This window comes from Colwellia sp. C2M11, from assembly GCF_018860915.1.
In the GTDB taxonomy this organism is placed as follows: Bacteria; Pseudomonadota; Gammaproteobacteria; order Enterobacterales; family Alteromonadaceae; genus Colwellia.
Genome location: NZ_JAHKQD010000011.1, coordinates 1 through 16,280, shown reverse-complemented (window position 1 = coordinate 16,280; position 16,280 = coordinate 1). Strand labels below are relative to the sequence as shown.

The following is a 16,280-nucleotide window of genomic DNA, read 5'->3' as shown; positions in this document are numbered from 1 at the left end:
AACAATGCAAATAAATAGAAAGATAAAAGCCATCAAAATAAAACGAAAAAGAGTTAACAATAAAGGAATTCCTAGCAAAATTTGAGGTGGCGAGTATAGCAAGTTGCCATACTCAATAAAACAATTACTATCTTCAAGATAGCGATCAAAGACGTAATTTTCCAATATAAAATTAATAAAAACAAAGTAAAGACAAGATAGAATTTTAGCGCGTAGCAATAAGTTCACTTTCTATAAGCGCATAAAAAACACTCTTAGGAGGGATCGCTTTAGAGAGCAAATAACTAGAGAGAAAAGAATACGATTAAGATTAGTTAACCTTAAGTTAATAAACTTAAGGTTAACTAATGTGGCATTTAAGTAATTTCTGCCATTTTAATTTTAATATAAGATTGGGCATCACTTGATAGATGAGACTTAGATAAGTAGCTTTTCCCTGTATTTTTTCCTGCCTTAAAGTGCAAAACATACCCTAAGTCAGTTTCTGTTATGGTAGTAACGTCTTGCCATAATATTCGACCGGTATGATAAAAAGACTCACTAAGAACACCTTGTTCATCAACCGTTAATGTCACTTCGCTGTTAGAGGCTTTACTAAGCATTTGTCTAACAACCCACCAAGGTTGACTATAGTATAAACTTAGCGCTTCAAGTATCCCCAATGCTACAACAAACCAAGCAGCATACGCATTTACTGGGGTAAATATCAAAATAATTAAACCAAATGACATTAAAACACCTGATTTTAAAAAGGTCTTAGCAGAAAGCTCTAATGTGCTTGACTCACTATAGCACTCATTAAAATATGCTTTATCTAATATAAATTTACTTGTAAAAGAAGGAGATGGTTTCATTAAAAAAACTAACAATAAATAAAAATAATTCTAACAGAAATTTTTCACGAAGTAATGAAGGTAATTAAAGTTTCATAGTTATATCAACTAGATTAAATCTATTCTCTACTCAAGAGCATAGTTAATGTACAAGAACCAGGCCAGCGGACTACTTTAGAGTCATTCCAAAGCCAATAAAACCAATGATATACGCGCGTATTGTGCAAGCCGTCAAAAGACGACCTTTAATGTATACTGTGTCATCAAAACTATATATTTAGCTATAATGTTAAAAACTACTACGATCAACAAATGGCTTTGGCTCTTCATTTTTAGATAAACCATTCTTCATTGCTATCTTTTGGTTTTTTCGTCCTAACAATCGTAACTGAACTATTCTTTCCCAAAATAATGCCGCTCTGGTATCTTTTTTCCAAGTCTTTTTAAATAAATATTTTGCAGCAGCAATAGCATCAGGACTTTGTTGACAAATTTTTTCAGCCAACGCTTTCGCCTCAATGATAGGCGTTTCACTAACTTTTGAAACTAAACCATATTGCTCGGCTTCAACACCTGAGAAAAATCGTCCTGTCATTGTTAATTCTTGGGCTATATCTAGGCGAGTTAATCGAGATAACGTGACCATACCACTCATATCTGGAATTAATCCCCATTTCATTTCTAGAATCGATAGATTTGCATCAGGAGTCGCTATACGATAATCACAACCTAATATGATCTGCATCCCCGCCCCAAAACAATTACCATGCACAACCGCAATAACAGGCACTGATAAATCTCGCCAAACGTGTGCTACACGTTGAAACATATTATCTTTGCGCCAAGGCAGTTTGAAAAAGAACTTACCAATCATTGACGGGTTTTTAGCAACATAATTAAAATCTAATCCAGCACAAAATGAAGCACCTGCACCTTGTAAAATGACACAACGAATAGCACGATCTTCATTAATTTTTTTCGCTACTTGCACTAGTTCAAGTATCATTGGTTTATCTAAACCATTATGTTTATCCACTCTATTTAAAGTGACATAAGCAATGTTTTGCTCAACGTTAAATTTCACTCTTGCATTAGTCATAAAATTTACCATCTCCAAGTTAATCTTTTCTTGAGTGTGCCATAATTAAACTGGTAGTACCACAAGGCAAGATTATTTAGCCTTACGTGGTAATTTTCAGATCAAAAATGTGCATTTTTTCCTGAACTTTACCAATATATCGGATAATTTTGTGGTAAAGTTACTAAACGCACCTAGATTAATGTCATTGCAACAATAAAACAGCCTCAGGTTGATAATGTTAAAAATAAATAACATGCAATGATTACTGATACTTTCAGATGTCTACTATTTCAGACGTCTGCCCTTGGTATACCCTCTAAGGGATAATAGTTTAATTTTTCTAAGGAAATAACATGCAAGTTATTATTTTTGACGATGCACAACAAGTTGCCGTTAATGCTGCCGAATGGGTAGCTGAATTACTTACTAAGAAAAAAAATCCTGTGTTAGGCCTAGCGACAGGCAGCACTCCGATTAGCCTTTATCAACAACTTGTAAATAAATATAAAGCAGGTGAGTTAAGTTTTAAAAATACAACAAGTTTTAATTTAGATGAGTATTTGGGTATTGATGCTGATAATGCACAAAGCTATCGTCACTTTATGAATCAAAATTTATTTAATCATGTTGATATTAATATAGACAATACCTTTTTACCTACTTGTAACCAAGGTGAAAACCCTAGAGAGCAAGGTTTAGCATATGAAGAAAAAATCAAACAGGCTAATGGTGTTGATTTACAAATCTTAGGCATTGGTGCAAATGGACATATTGGTTTTAATGAGCCAACATCAAGTCTAGCGTCACGCACACGAATAAAAACATTAACACAACAAACCCTTACTGATAATTCTCGTTTATTTGATAAAGATGAATTTCAACCAACACTTGCTATGACCATGGGTATTGCAACTATTTTAGATGCGAGATATGTCCTGTTAATGGCAACAGGTGAGAGTAAAGCACAGGCAGTAAAAGACATGGTAGCTGGCCCACTTTCAGCTATGTGCCCAGCTTCAGCTTTGCAAATGCATGAAAACGCCATTGTATTATTAGATAAAGCGGCAGCAAGTAAGCTAGAAGATCAAGAATATTACCATTGGGCAAATAATCAAAATATTAAAGTAAATGAAGAGTTTGGTTTATATCACAACTATTAGTTTAGATAGTTTTCATTTAAGATGATATTAGCTTAGATAATTACCTACATTAACAATAAAAACCGACATTATGTCGGTTTTTTTATACCTGTTTAATTAAGTAAACAATTTTATATAGAGAACAAAATAGCTTAAGGTTAAAAATATCGCTTATACAGCAAACGGATATTTTATTGCTTCATGGCTCTGATAACCTTCCACTGAGAAATCATCCATTGTGACCCAGGTTTCTAAGTCTTTTAACGATTTAATATCCGGATTTATAATCAATTTAGGTAACGGCAACGGCTCACGTTTAAGCTGCACCTCTTTCATCAAGGCTAATTGATCCTCATAAATATGTGCATTTACTATTTTATGATAAGCAATACCAGGCTTTAATCCTGTAATTTGCGCCATGATAGCCAAGAAAAAGAATACCTGTACTTGGTTGAAGTTTAGTCCTAGAGGTACATCACACGAACGTTGAAAACTGGTTAAATAAAGTGTGCCATCTAATACTGAAAAATTGTGAGTATGCATGCAAGGCCTTAAACACCCCATATGAAATTCACCAGGGTTATAAAACGTCAGGATTTCAGCACGATCGTCGATACCTTGACTTAAGTTATCAACTATTTTTTGGAGCTGATCAATAGTGCCACCATCAGGTTTAGCCCAAGCTCGCCCCTGAACGCCATAAACACGCCCCATATCATCCTCACCTTTACGATGAACATTGTTTAACCAAGCATCATTTAAATTAGCATTCGCATCCCAGGTTTTTGTACCTAGTTTTCTAAAGTCAGCCGCATTATCATAGCCACGAATATAGCCAAGAAATTCAGCAATAGCCGATTTAAAAAAACTTTTTCGGGTCGTTATCATCGGAAATTCGTTATCGGCAACATTGTATTCCAAATCAGCATTAATAACGGTTAAACAACGCTTCCCGGTTCGACTATTTTCAACCCAAGTACCTTGGTCAACAATACGTTGACACAAATCTAAATATGCACGCATTATACTTTACCTTTATTAGCAGATGTTGTTTTGCTTCCTGTACGCTTTGTATTAGATATTGCTTCTTTTTCTTGAATTAAGTAACCCAAATAAATAATCAAAACTCCACCTAAAATCATCGGTAGACTTAAAATTTGCCCTTTAGTAATAAAAGAAAAATATAAGCCTAAATGAGCGTCTGGCTCTCTAAAGAATTCAATAATGGTTCTAAACACACCATACCCAATTAAGAAAGCGCCTGAAGCTAAACCTAAACTTCTAGGCTTACGTGTAATAACGTATAAAATAGCAAATAACACAACACCTTCCAGGAAGAATTCATACAATTGTGATGGGTGGCGTGGTAATTGTAATGGGTCGGTTGGAAACACCATAGCCCAAGGTACATCAGTTTGTCTTCCCCATAATTCAGCATTAATAAAGTTACCTAAACGTCCCATACCTAAACCAATAGGTACAAGCGGTGCAACAAAATCACCTACGGTTAAAAATGCTTTATTGGTTTTACGTGCAAATAGGTACACCGCAGCAATAACACCGAGCAATCCGCCATGGAATGACATACCGCCAGCCCAAATTTTGAAAAGGTACAATGGCTCGGCTAAAAAGTAGTCGAATTGATAGAAAAATACATAGCCTATTCGCCCACCTAAAATTACACCAAGAAAGCCATAAAATAATAAATCACTTACTTGTTCACGAGTCCACTCGCCACCACTTTTATCTGCGGCTTTATTTGCAATAAACATTGCACCCAAAAACCCGACTAAGTACATCATGCCGTACCAACGAAGAGCAACCGGCCCAATACTAAAAATAATAGGGTCAATAATGGGAAATTGTAAAAACTGGTCTGTCATTTTCTATCCAAATAAAGCTTCGCTTAAAAATGCGAAGAAAGTTAAGTTAACATCATTTTCATTGCCACAATAATAAGAAAAATGGCAAATAATTTTTTTAAAGTTTGTACAGGCACCTTAGCGGCATATTTTACGCCAACAGGCGCAAATAATGAAGATGTTAGCGCGATTCCGCTCAAAGCAGGTAAATAAACATAACCAAGACTCCAAGCTGGCAATAATTCATTACCAAATCCTGAAATGATATACCCCAAAGAGCCAAATAACGCCACCATAACGCCACATACAGTAGCAATACCGATACAATGTCTTAATGGCGTACCAAAGTACGTTAAAATTGGCACTAAAATAGCCCCACCTGCCATGCCCATTAAACTCGCAACAACACCGGTGAGTAAACTAATAAATTGTAACTTAATCTTTGACGGCATTTCTTTATAGCGCTGCAACCGAATAGATAGCAACATATAGGAGGCAAGTATTACAACCGCAATAGCAAAAAAGCTTGTTAATGCTTGAGCTGACAAATGATCAGCAATAAAAGCCCCTACTAAGGCCCCAAAAGCGACAATGAACATCAGTGGTTTCGTTATATTCCAAGGAATATTTCTATTTTTATGGTGCGCCAATGTGGCACTAGATGAAGTAATCACAATTGTCGATAACGAGGTTGCCAACGCCATTGGCATGATCACTTCATTACTAATACCTAGTTGAGGTAATAAGTAAACTAAAGCAGGCACTACAATTAAACCGCCACCAATACCTAATAGTCCAGCTAAAAAGCCGGTAATAGCGCCAAGGAATAAACAGCTAATAAAAATTAGAAACATTACAATCCAGCGCGAATAAAACCGCCCAAACCTAATTGTTCAAGTTGCTCATTTAAGTATGTATGCACTTGCTTCGCAGTAATCAATTTTAAGGTGTGAGATAAAATCAATTCTGCTCTTTGAAAATCAACATGGCGAATAACCCATTTAATACGTGCTATATTATGTCCATTCATACTGAGTTTATCAAAACCCATTGCTAATAATAACAAGGCACCCGCAGGTTCACCAGCCAACTCCCCACACAAACTTAACGGTATTGAATACTTTTTAGACTCTTTGGCAATCGTATACAATGCTCTAAGTACCGCGGGGTGATAAGCATCGTGTAAATCAGCCACTTGAGCATTATTACGATCTACCGCAAGTAAATACTGTGTTAAATCATTACTACCAACAGAGAAAAAGTCAACTCGTTGAGCTAACTCTTCAAGTTGAAATATCACAGAAGGCACTTCTAACATGATACCTATTTTGGGACGCGGAAGCTCCTTAATCTGCATGTCGTTGCCATGTTTATAAGTTATATCACTTTGCCGCTCGCTATTTATCTCAATACCCACTTCTAAATGCGCTTGATTAATTAAACGAATAGCGTCATCTACTTCATTAACATTTGAAATCATCGGTAGCATAATTGCTAAATTATTATACTGATGATTAGCCCGAATCATGGCACGCACCTGAACTAAAAATATTTCAGGGTGATCTAAGGTAATCCTGATCCCACGCCAACCTAGAAAAGGATTATCTTCGGTAATAGGGAAGTAAGGTAACGATTTATCTCCACCTATATCTAACGTACGCATGGTAACAGTTGCTTGAGAAAACTCTTTTAATGTTTGTTCATATAAATTCGTTTGTTCTTGCTCTGATGGAAAATAATGCCGATCCATAAAAGGTATTTCTGTTCGATATAAACCTATACCTAAGCTACCTAAATTTTCTGGTCGTTCAAAACCGGCAGACAAACCAGCATTTAATTGTAGCTCTATAGCTTGACCATCTTGCGTGATAGTTGGTAGATGAACCTCTTGCTGAATTTTACTGATCAATTCACTTTCTTGAGCAATTAAATGCCGATATTCACTTATCAATGCATCATCAGGATTAATAAACAATTCACCACTATAACCATCAACAATAGCTTGTTGATGGTTAAACTGAGCAATTGGAATGTTTGTAATTCCCATTATTGCCGGTAATTCAAGCGCATGCGCTAAAATAGCAGCATGAGAGTTAGCTGAGCCAGACAAAGATACAATGCCTTTTAAACCTTTATGTTGATATTCAGCCAGCATAGAAGCCGTTACATCTTCCGCCAGTAAAATAAAGGCTTTAGGCAATTTTACTTTTAATGATTTTTTCTTTTGTAAATTCAGTAATAAGCGATTACCTAAATCTCGAATATCGGTAGCTCGCTCTTTTAAATAACTGTCATCTATTGCTTCAAATTGAGTCACATAATGATCAATGATAAGCTTAAGAGCGCTTTCTGCTTGCCAGCCTTCATTGATTTTTTTTATCACGCCCTGACTAATATCAGCTTGGTCAAGCAATTGTATGTAAACATCAAAAATAGCTAAATTATCATTAGTAATAATATTACTTAATTTTTGACTCAGCTGTTCAAAGTCAGCTTTGGTTTTATTAACCGCAGTGGTAAAACGCAGCACTTGTTTACTTTGTTGAGCGACACTCACTTTTTGTAATGCTAGCGTAGCAAGCTCAACCTTAGGCTGATGTACAATAATCTCGCTCAGTGCTATCCCTGGAGCACCAGCAATACCCAACAACTGTTTTACATCTTTACTTTTTTCTGATTCCGTAAATAGATTTTTCACTTCAGCACTCGCTAGCGCATTAGCTAATTGAGCGGCTAACGTAACTAAAAAGGCTTCCTCATTTTCTGTAAAGTTCCTCGCATGCTTTTGTTGAATAGAAAGGATCCCCAACACTTTACGTCGGTGAATAATAGGTGTGCCTAGAAAAGCATTGAAATCATCTTCTTCAACTTCGGGGGCATGCATAAAATGTTGATGATTTCGCGCATCGGCAATATTTATTGGCTCTTCTCGTTGTCCTACTAGTCCAACTAAGCCTTCAGAAAACCTTATCGCGGTTTGCCCAAACGACTTTTGTGCTAAGCCATCGGAAGCCATTAATAAAAAGTGTTGTTGAGCGTGGTCAGCTAAATAAATTGAGCAACAGTCAGTATTTAGTGAATTTTTGATTTGGCTAACCATACGCTCTAATGCTATTTGCAGCTGCATTTCTTGACTAAACTCAAGCACAATACGACGTAGCGTGGTTAACATAATTTCCTTATTGAACGTATAAAATGAATAAAAAAGCCCACGTAAGTAGGCTTTTAATAAAATAACTCATAGTAATAATTACGCTTGGCGTTTACCTCGATTAGGCCGCCTATCAGGCCTTTTTTCATATGAAAAAGATAAAGCCTGTACGGCAAACTCTTTCATAACTTTACGATAAACATCGCGCTTAAATGACACTACTTGTCGAACTGGATACCAGTAACTCACCCAACGCCAATCATCAAATTCAGGATGAGAGCTATGTAGTAAATTGACCGATGATTCAGGTGCAGTTAATTTTAATAAAAACCACTTCTGTTTTTGCCCAATACAAACAGGTTTACTATCGTGCCTTATATAACGTTTTGGTAATTTATACTTTAGCCAGTGTTTAGTTGAAGCAACAATTTTAACATGTTCTGGTTTTAATCCTACTTCTTCATATAACTCTCGAAACATGGTTTGCTCAGCAGTTTCACCTTCATCAACACCACCTTGTGGATATTGCCATGAATGTTGCCCAAACCTTCTAGCCCAAAATACTTGTCCCCTGCTATTAATTATTACTATGCCGACATTGGCTCGGTAGCCTTCGGCATCGATCACAGGAACTCCTGAAAACTAAAAAATACTTGTGTAGATTCAACCATAATAACGCCAATGGAGCAAATGATTACTTTGATTTTTTTACCTAATAGCAAGATAATGGCTTTTTATTTACCAAGCATTAATGATTAATACTACATGAATATTCCCGCTTCTGAACAAGAGTTACTTGAAAGAGTGCATAACTTAGCTGGCTTAACCCTCGCAGAGGTTGCCGATGATGCGAAAATTGAAATACCTGTAGATTTAAAACGGAACAAAGGTTGGATAGGATTATTGCTTGAACATGTGCTTGGCGCCAGCGCAAGCTCAAAACCTGAACCTGACTTTCCTACACTTGGTATTGAATTGAAAACCTTGCCTATAAACTGTCAAGGTAAGCCACTTGAAACGACTTTTGTTTGTGTTGCGCCTTTAACAGGTTTAGTGGGCGTTAATTGGCAAAATTGTTGGCTTAAGCAAAAATTATCAAAAGTTCTATGGGTTCCTATCATTTGTGACACCCCTGACAACAAAAAAATTCCTTTAGCAGAGCGCCGAATTGGCAGCGCTTTCCTTTGGTCGCCTTCTGCTGAAGAAGAACAATTATTAGCAATGGACTGGCAAGAGCTAACCGATATGATTGTTTTAGGCGATGTTGAAAATATTCATGGTAAACATGGGCAAGTACTACAACTTAGACCAAAAGCTGCCAACGCTAAAGCGAAAACACAAGCTTATAATCGCCATGGCAAACCATTTATGACCTTACCTCGTGGCTTTTATTTAAAGATTCCTTTCACTCAAGCGCTATTAAATAAAAACTTACGTATCAATATTGATGTTTGATTTTAGTGTAATGCGCTATATCCTGAGCAACTACCGTCATCCTAAATAACCAACGTTATTCTGAACTTGATTCAGAATCTCAAACGTTATGCTGTGTAGTTTATATGATCCAGTATTCTAAGTACTATTCAACCACACGCATGGGATTCCGTATTAAGACACCAACGGAATGACGGAACTGGCGACCTAAAAAATGAACAAACCACGAACAAAAAAACAACCAAAGGATGAATAATTTATAAACAACCATGAGTGATTGATGAACAATTGAATGATTAAGTATCAAGCAATAAAAACAATAATTACTCATGGTTTACAATTGATATCTCTTGGGTAATTGTTTTACTTCCCCCCGCTGGGAGTAATTGCATTTCAGTGGTTGCTGCTTCTAAGCAAACAAACTCCTGTTCCCCATTAGGGTGAACGTCGGCCATTTTATTAGCTGCCTCAACACCTGGATTCCAAAAAACCCACTGCTTTGTATTTTGTGATTTCAGCTCAAGCGTTCGGCCCCAAGCATAATCCACTAGACTCAGATCTTTATTGCTATGGTAAATACGGTCAACAGGGCCTACACCATTTTTAAACACTTGTGGCTTACATAACTGTTCAGTTAACTTATCATAATAATCAGCTTGCCCTAGCGCCGCTATTTTTATTTCTGCAGGAGCACTCACCCGGAAATAACTATGCAGAGCACCAGTGTAGTATGCATCGGCATCACCAAGATTAGTCATTTGTAACGTTTGCTTAAACGAACGGCCAAAAAACAATACTTGTTTTAATTGACAAGCATTTGGCCATAGCTCGTTCATTGCTTCTCCCTGCCAACTCAAGGTGACTTCAACCCCCTGCTCGCTAATATCAATACTAACGACTTGCCATTGCTGCATTCGCACAAAGCCATGATTACCGGCAGTGTGAGCATTATCATTTGGATGCGCGCCAAACCAAGGCCAACACAAAGGTATACCGCCACGAATTGCTTTTCCTTGCTCAAAAAGGGAATCTTTTGATAGCCAAAAAACTTCTTTTTCACCATCAGGATGCCAGCTCAGTACTTGGCCACCATATAAACTAATCTTTGCTTTAACGACTGTATGCTCAATAGCTAATACAGATAAATCTTGAGCTAACTTGGTTTCAAGCACTTGGCCAAATTCGTTTTTAACTAATAACACTATATAAATACCTTATTTTTTTCTATATATTAATATGTCAGCGCGTCCAAAATAAAACTAACGATAAACGGAAGGTAAACTTAAAAGTTTTTACCTAATGATAAAAACACCGTATTTTCACCACCAGAAGCAAAGCCAAAACCAAAAACAGCGGGACCAAAATCAGTATCTGTCCCCAAATATAAGCTACCAGAACGTACCAAGTCGTCCATGGCAATTGATTCACTCACTTCCCACACGTTACCGGTTTCAAAACTAGCGCCTAAATATAACGGTAAACTTGCTTTTCCAAAAAGTTCTCGCCCTAAATCATACTGATAAACAACAGCAGCAAAAACTTTGTGTGCCCCAATTAAGGCATCTTTTTGATAACCAGACAGATTCAAAAAACCGCCTAATTCAGTAACATGCACAGTAAAGTCACTATCATTATTAACCGTTGCAAATGACGCTATGCTAACAAAAGAATGATTATTAACGTTAAAAGCACCACGCCAGTCTAACTGCACTTCTAATGATGTATCTTTAGGCTCAGTCCCTTCAATGTCTTGATAATGATCATTGCGCCAAAACATATTCACAGATAATTTATTACCATGGGTAGGGAAATTAATACTATTTAAACTGTCATAACTAAATGATAAGTAAGCACCATAAGATTCATAATCAAGTGATCCTCCTTGGTGATTTTCAAACGCAAGTTTTCCTGTTTCGCCAAGGAAGCCAAGCTCTATAACACCATCATTTAAGTAATCAAAACCTAATCCTAACTTAGCCAAATAATTTTTATTAATGAGCTCAACTCTATCATCTGTCGCTTCCCATTTATCCTGACTATATTGGATTCTTGTTCTAGCAAAATAATGTTGGTTTTCCGATAATGGTTGATAAAGCTCTGTTGCCAATAATGACTCCCAACCTAACTTTATTTCATTAATCCACATACCGCCATACGGCGTCACATCATTTAAAATATAAGCTAAATCAAGATCAATAACAGAGCCTTGTTTAAAATCACTTTCTAATTTAAAACCTAAGTGTAGGTAATTAGGCCCCCAAGATTGAGCACGGGTGGTCACTATCAGTTGCCTCCCTTCAGCTAGATCCAGAAATTCAGCATCAACATACTCAAACTTATCTAAGGAATAAATTCGTTCAATAGCTAATTGCAACTGCTCTTTACTAACAATATCTCCGATATTAATCGCCAACTTTTCCTCAATAATAGCCTGACTCACGGTTGAGTTATTCTGATATTCAATGCTCGTAATAGGTTGGGTAAAAGTATTAAACCAAGTAAGGGCTTTTTGCTTTTTTTCTTGTTGATACGTTGAGTACTCTTGCTCACTAACACCTAACAGTTTTAACGCGGCTTCGCTTTGTAATGCTGCTTGCTCACCTAGCTCAAGCGCTTGTGTCATAATTGAAAAATCTGTGGTACTTAAATAGTCAATTTTTGGACGGATTAATATATCGCTAGTCGATAAATACCGCATTTGAGCCTGAGTGGTATTATTCGTGATAATGGTTGATAACTGGTTAAATACATCAAACGTGCTATTAATATTTTCTTTTGGAAATAACGCTGAACCAATATCTACGGCGATAACAATATCAGCCCCCATCGCTTTGATAACATCAATAGGCATATTATTAGCAATACCACCATCAACTAATAATCTACCATCAATAGTTACTGGCTCTACGACACCAGGAACAGCGGCAGATGCTCGCATCGCCTTTGTAATACTTCCCTTATTAATCACCACCGCTCTAGCTGTTACTAAGTCTGAAGCAATGGCACGATAAGGAATAGCCAAATGATCAAAGCTCGCAAATTTCGCAACTACATTAGTTGACAATTTCAATAAACTATCTGCTGATTGCCCTAGCAAAAAACCATTGGATGACTTTAATTGCCCATCACGAATCCCTATTCGCATGGGAATATTATATTTATCTCTTAAGTTTTTATTTTCAAATGATAAAAACGCTCGAGGAATATAATCAGAATAGCTCCGCTCCCAAGGCAGGTTGAGCATAGTATTTTCGATTTCATCAACGCTATAACCTAGTGCATATAAGCCGCCAACATAAGCACCAATACTGGTACCAACAACATAGTCAATAGGAATGTTATTTTTCTCAATAACCTTTAGCACGCCAATATGAGCAGCTCCCTTAGCACCGCCCCCACTGAGAACTAAACCAATTTTAGGACGTGATTCTGCATAAAGTAATGGGCTTGTTAACGTAATACAGAAAATTAGAAAAAGAAAAGTAAGTCGCATAAAGTTAAAAAGGTTATGAGGAATGGAGACGTTACAAATATACAGTGTTATTTCTTTCTGTTCACCTTTAATTAAAAGTAGGATTAAAATTAAGCTAATATTGGTAAACTAAGCGCGAGTTAAATTCAATGTGAAATATAACTCACCGCTATAGGCAAGAACTTACTGTTGAACAATAGAAGGTTTATTATAGAATGAGCAATAATAAACCCTGCATGAAAAGTCAGGCTTGATGACAATAAATAATCAATAACGTTAGATAAACATTGATTTAACGTCGGCACACCTTGCTTTAAAGTCTTCAGTATCCATAAACGCAATATCAGGTAAAATACCTTTTTTCACATAACTCGTTAATAAGACTTCTTGCGTTGCTTTATTCTTAAAAATATTGTGATAAATAGCACCAGCTCGAATAAAATCTAGATAATGAATCTCGGTTGGTAAAATAGTTAAATCCCCCCAACTTTCCGCTAATTCAGTTAACTCTGCAGAAAATCCCCATGCACGTGTGACTTCTCCACCAATTTTACCTGAAAGCTTAGTAATAGCTTGCTGTAAAAATGTCGGATTAGCAAAGGTATCTGGATATTGCTCAGCTTCAGTTAAAATAGGTAAAACACCAATATTATGTACTAAAGAGCCTAAGGTAAGCGTATCTAAATTTAATGCCGTATGCTTATTATTTTCAAGATAAATTCCCATTAAACTAATTGATACAGAAGCGACATCAACTGTTTTTTCCCAAGACTTTTTCATGTAAGTAGCTACAACTTCATTTTTAGAAACAAACACTTGTTCAAGTGCCATCGCCGTAGCAATACCCTTAATTTGACGCAGCCCAATACGAGTTACGGCTTGAGACACACTCTCAACCTTAACCGTTCTTCCTAATAACGCGCTATTAGCTACTTTTATTAAGCCTAAAGAAAGCGCAGGATCTTTCGCGATAATGTCACTCATGTAATGTAAATTAACATCAGGATCGTCAGCCGCCTGTCTGACTTTAAATGCAACCTCTGGCAATGTAGGTAATACCAACGCCTCTTGATTGATTTTTTCCGTTAAAATCGTGTATAACGCACTTTCAGCCGCCATAAGAAATCCTCTTTATATTTACACTATCATTTTAACATAGCACAATTTTCTTTAACTCAATGGATTATTTACTTTTTTTGACTAAATATTTTTCACTTATAATAGTCGATAGGTCAATTAATAAGTATTTAACCATTTTCTTTGTTCTAGAACATACTTATCCCTGTTTTGGATTGTCCGTATTCACACTTTTTTTTATAATGCGCCCCCATTTATTCTGTACATAAATCAAACTAATTAAATTTTATGCTAAGACCTGAATTGCTTTCCCCTGCGGGTAGTTTAAAAAATATGCGATATGCTTTTGCTTATGGCGCTGACGCTGTTTACGCTGGACAGCCACGTTACTCTCTTCGAGTTCGAAATAATGAGTTCTCTCTCGAAAACATTCAAATAGGCATTAATGAAGCACACGCATTAGGCAAAAAGTTTTATTTGGTTAATAACATTGCGCCTCACAATGGTAAATTGAAAACTTTTTTAAAAGATATCTCTCCTGTCATTGCAATGAAGCCAGACGCTTTGATCATGTCAGATCCAGGTTTAATAATGATGGTACGTGAAAACTTTCCAGACATGCCTATTCATTTGTCTGTCCAAGCGAATGCGGTAAATTGGGCTACTGTAAAGTTTTGGCACCAACAAGGGGTTGAACGGGTAATACTATCGCGTGAGTTGTCGCTTGATGAAATTGAAGATATCCGCCTACACTGTCCTGAAATGGAGCTTGAAGTTTTTGTGCATGGCGCCTTATGTATGGCTTATTCTGGCCGTTGTTTATTATCGGGTTATATTAACAAACGTGATCCAAACCAAGGCACCTGCACCAATTCATGTCGATGGAAATATGACACACATAAAGCAAAAGAAACTGAAACAGGTGACATTATTGCAGTAGCTCCTTCGCCAGAAATATACACACCAAACAATAATATTATTACACTTGAGCAAGGACATGCTCAAAATCAGCCAGTCGACGACCTAGTATTACTTCAAGAGGAAGGCCGTCCTGGTGAATATATGCCGGCATTTGAAGATGAGCACGGCACATATATTATGAATTCAAAAGACTTACGCGCTGTTGAGCATGTCGAGCGTTTAGTAAAAATGGGAATACATTCATTAAAAATAGAAGGTAGAACTAAGTCGTTTTACTATTGTGCTAAAACTGCTCAAGTTTATAACCAAGCTATTAATGATGCTATGGCCAACAAGCCTTTTGATACTAATTTAAATTCTGAGTTAGAACATTTAGCTCATCGAGGTTATACCGAAGGCTTTTTAAAACGTCACCGTCCCTCAGAAACACAAAATTATGACTATGGGTATTCAAAAAGTGATACACAACAATTTGTTGGCGAAGTATTAGGAAGAAACGAAGATTCAGGATTAATTGAAATTGACGTTAAAAATAAATTTCTCATCGGCGATAAGTTAGAATTAATGACACCAAAGGGTAATATCAATTTTACTTTAACGAACATGATAAACAGTAAAACAGGTGAGGTAATAACCGATGCAAAAGGCTCAGGTCATAAAGTAGCTATTGCACTAAATACCGAATTAGATTTAACCTTTGGCATTATTATGCGCTACTTAACTGATGGTGGTACAACAAGACATCCTTTCGCCCAAAACCAAGTAAGTGAATAAATAGTGGCATTATATATTGAAGACAGTTGTATCAATTGTGATATGTGTGACCCTGAATGCCCTAATGAAGCAATAACATTAGGTGAACACATATATGAAATTGATACTGATAAATGTACAGAGTGCGTAGGTCATTATGATAAGCCAACCTGTGTCAGTGTTTGCCCTATAGATTGTGTAAAGCCTGATCCTAATCACGTTGAAAGCGAAGACGCGTTATTAGCTAAATTTATCAAGATGCATGTTGCTTAATTTTATTGTTAATTAAGCGACTTTAGTCGCCTGAACACAACACACCTCAATAACATAGGTATTATATTACACCTCATTATTAGGCGAATAAATTCGCCCCTACGGTGATGATAATCAATTCTTGTATTGGGTGTTTTTATATGGGGGCGAATAAATTCGCCTTTACGGTGATGGTAATCAATTATTTCGTAGGACGTTTTTGTAGGGGCGACTTCAGTCGCCTGAACACAATACACCTCAATAACATAGGTATTATGTTATATCCCATTATTAGGCGAATAAAT

14 protein-coding genes are annotated in these 16,280 nt (G+C 36.5%); 4 read left to right on the top strand and 10 right to left on the bottom strand.

Going from position 1 to position 16,280, the window contains the following annotated elements; all coding sequences use genetic code 11:
* Window positions 1-356: 356 nt before the first annotated feature.
* Both KO509_RS03860 and KO509_RS03855 read right to left on the bottom strand, forming a co-directional pair.
* Window positions 357-854: a YcxB family protein gene (locus tag KO509_RS03860; protein WP_215971977.1), complete on the bottom strand. Its 498-nt coding sequence runs from the start codon at window positions 852-854 to the stop codon at window positions 357-359.
* A gap of 268 nt (window positions 855-1,122) precedes the next feature.
* Window positions 1,123-1,932: a crotonase/enoyl-CoA hydratase family protein gene (locus KO509_RS03855; RefSeq protein ID WP_252727367.1), complete on the bottom strand. Its 810-nt coding sequence runs from the start codon at window positions 1,930-1,932 to the stop codon at window positions 1,123-1,125.
* Window positions 1,933-2,267: 335 nt separating this feature from the next.
* Between KO509_RS03855 and nagB the strand changes: the two genes are divergently transcribed.
* Window positions 2,268-3,074 (top strand): glucosamine-6-phosphate deaminase, encoded by an 807-nt coding sequence (gene nagB / locus KO509_RS03850; protein WP_215971975.1) that lies wholly within the window; start codon window positions 2,268-2,270, stop codon window positions 3,072-3,074.
* Between the two features lie 150 nt (window positions 3,075-3,224).
* Here the strand turns inward: nagB and KO509_RS03845 are convergent, their stop codons facing one another.
* The 5 genes from KO509_RS03845 to rppH form a co-directional block, all read right to left on the bottom strand.
* A complete protein-coding gene (locus KO509_RS03845; protein WP_215971974.1) occupies window positions 3,225-4,076 on the bottom strand; it encodes a thymidylate synthase in 852 nt (283 codons plus the stop codon).
* Window positions 4,076-4,936: a prolipoprotein diacylglyceryl transferase gene (lgt, locus tag KO509_RS03840; protein ID WP_215971973.1), complete on the bottom strand. Its 861-nt coding sequence runs from the start codon at window positions 4,934-4,936 to the stop codon at window positions 4,076-4,078. The genes KO509_RS03845 and lgt overlap by 1 nt, the downstream gene beginning before the upstream one ends.
* Before the next feature lie 41 nt (window positions 4,937-4,977).
* Window positions 4,978-5,769: a sulfite exporter TauE/SafE family protein gene (locus tag KO509_RS03835; RefSeq protein ID WP_215971972.1), complete on the bottom strand. Its 792-nt coding sequence runs from the start codon at window positions 5,767-5,769 to the stop codon at window positions 4,978-4,980.
* A complete protein-coding gene (gene ptsP, locus KO509_RS03830) occupies window positions 5,769-8,087 on the bottom strand; it encodes a phosphoenolpyruvate--protein phosphotransferase (protein WP_215971971.1) in 2,319 nt (772 codons plus the stop codon). The genes KO509_RS03835 and ptsP overlap by 1 nt, the downstream gene beginning before the upstream one ends.
* Before the next feature lie 78 nt (window positions 8,088-8,165).
* Window positions 8,166-8,693: an RNA pyrophosphohydrolase gene (gene rppH / locus KO509_RS03825; RefSeq protein WP_215971970.1), complete on the bottom strand. Its 528-nt coding sequence runs from the start codon at window positions 8,691-8,693 to the stop codon at window positions 8,166-8,168.
* 138 nt (window positions 8,694-8,831) lie between these two features.
* Here rppH and mutH point away from each other — a divergent pair, with 138 nt between their 5' ends.
* Window positions 8,832-9,521: a DNA mismatch repair endonuclease MutH gene (gene mutH / locus KO509_RS03820; RefSeq protein WP_215971969.1), complete on the top strand. Its 690-nt coding sequence runs from the start codon at window positions 8,832-8,834 to the stop codon at window positions 9,519-9,521.
* Between the two features lie 302 nt (window positions 9,522-9,823).
* Here the strand turns inward: mutH and KO509_RS03815 are convergent, their stop codons facing one another.
* The 3 genes from KO509_RS03815 to KO509_RS03805 form a co-directional block, all read right to left on the bottom strand.
* Window positions 9,824-10,702, bottom strand: a complete 879-nt coding sequence (locus KO509_RS03815) for a D-hexose-6-phosphate mutarotase (protein WP_215971968.1) — start codon at window positions 10,700-10,702, stop codon at window positions 9,824-9,826.
* 80 nt (window positions 10,703-10,782) lie between these two features.
* The gene (locus tag KO509_RS03810) at window positions 10,783-12,993 is read right to left on the bottom strand and encodes a patatin-like phospholipase family protein (protein ID WP_215971967.1); all 2,211 of its coding nucleotides are present in this window, start codon (window positions 12,991-12,993) and stop codon (window positions 10,783-10,785) included.
* Between the two features lie 255 nt (window positions 12,994-13,248).
* Complete coding sequence (locus KO509_RS03805; protein ID WP_215971966.1) at window positions 13,249-14,091, bottom strand: HDOD domain-containing protein; 843 nt, start codon at window positions 14,089-14,091, stop codon at window positions 13,249-13,251.
* A gap of 246 nt (window positions 14,092-14,337) precedes the next feature.
* Between KO509_RS03805 and yegQ the strand changes: the two genes are divergently transcribed.
* Window positions 14,338-15,744, top strand: a complete 1,407-nt coding sequence (yegQ, locus tag KO509_RS03800; RefSeq protein ID WP_215971965.1) for a tRNA 5-hydroxyuridine modification protein YegQ — start codon at window positions 14,338-14,340, stop codon at window positions 15,742-15,744.
* Window positions 15,745-15,747: 3 nt separating this feature from the next.
* The gene (locus tag KO509_RS03795) at window positions 15,748-15,996 is read left to right on the top strand and encodes a YfhL family 4Fe-4S dicluster ferredoxin (RefSeq protein ID WP_215971964.1); all 249 of its coding nucleotides are present in this window, start codon (window positions 15,748-15,750) and stop codon (window positions 15,994-15,996) included.
* Window positions 15,997-16,280: the final 284 nt, after the last annotated feature.

Bases quoted from the DNA above. Each gene is read 5' to 3' on its own strand.
- nagB (WP_215971975.1), top strand. From the start codon at position 2,268: ATGCAAGTTATTATTTTTGACGATGCACAACAAGTTGCCGTTAATGCT.
- KO509_RS03810 (WP_215971967.1), bottom strand. From the start codon at position 12,993: ATGCGACTTACTTTTCTTTTTCTAATTTTCTGTATTACGTTAACAAGC.
- ptsP (WP_215971971.1), bottom strand. From the start codon at position 8,087: ATGTTAACCACGCTACGTCGTATTGTGCTTGAGTTTAGTCAAGAAATG.
- KO509_RS03855 (WP_252727367.1), bottom strand. From the start codon at position 1,932: ATGACTAATGCAAGAGTGAAATTTAACGTTGAGCAAAACATTGCTTAT.
- KO509_RS03845 (WP_215971974.1), bottom strand. From the start codon at position 4,076: ATGCGTGCATATTTAGATTTGTGTCAACGTATTGTTGACCAAGGTACT.
- KO509_RS03805 (WP_215971966.1), bottom strand. From the start codon at position 14,091: ATGGCGGCTGAAAGTGCGTTATACACGATTTTAACGGAAAAAATCAAT.
- lgt (WP_215971973.1), bottom strand. From the start codon at position 4,936: ATGACAGACCAGTTTTTACAATTTCCCATTATTGACCCTATTATTTTT.
- KO509_RS03835 (WP_215971972.1), bottom strand. From the start codon at position 5,769: ATGTTTCTAATTTTTATTAGCTGTTTATTCCTTGGCGCTATTACCGGC.
- yegQ (WP_215971965.1), top strand. From the start codon at position 14,338: ATGCTAAGACCTGAATTGCTTTCCCCTGCGGGTAGTTTAAAAAATATG.
- KO509_RS03860 (WP_215971977.1), bottom strand. From the start codon at position 854: ATGAAACCATCTCCTTCTTTTACAAGTAAATTTATATTAGATAAAGCA.
- mutH (WP_215971969.1), top strand. From the start codon at position 8,832: ATGAATATTCCCGCTTCTGAACAAGAGTTACTTGAAAGAGTGCATAAC.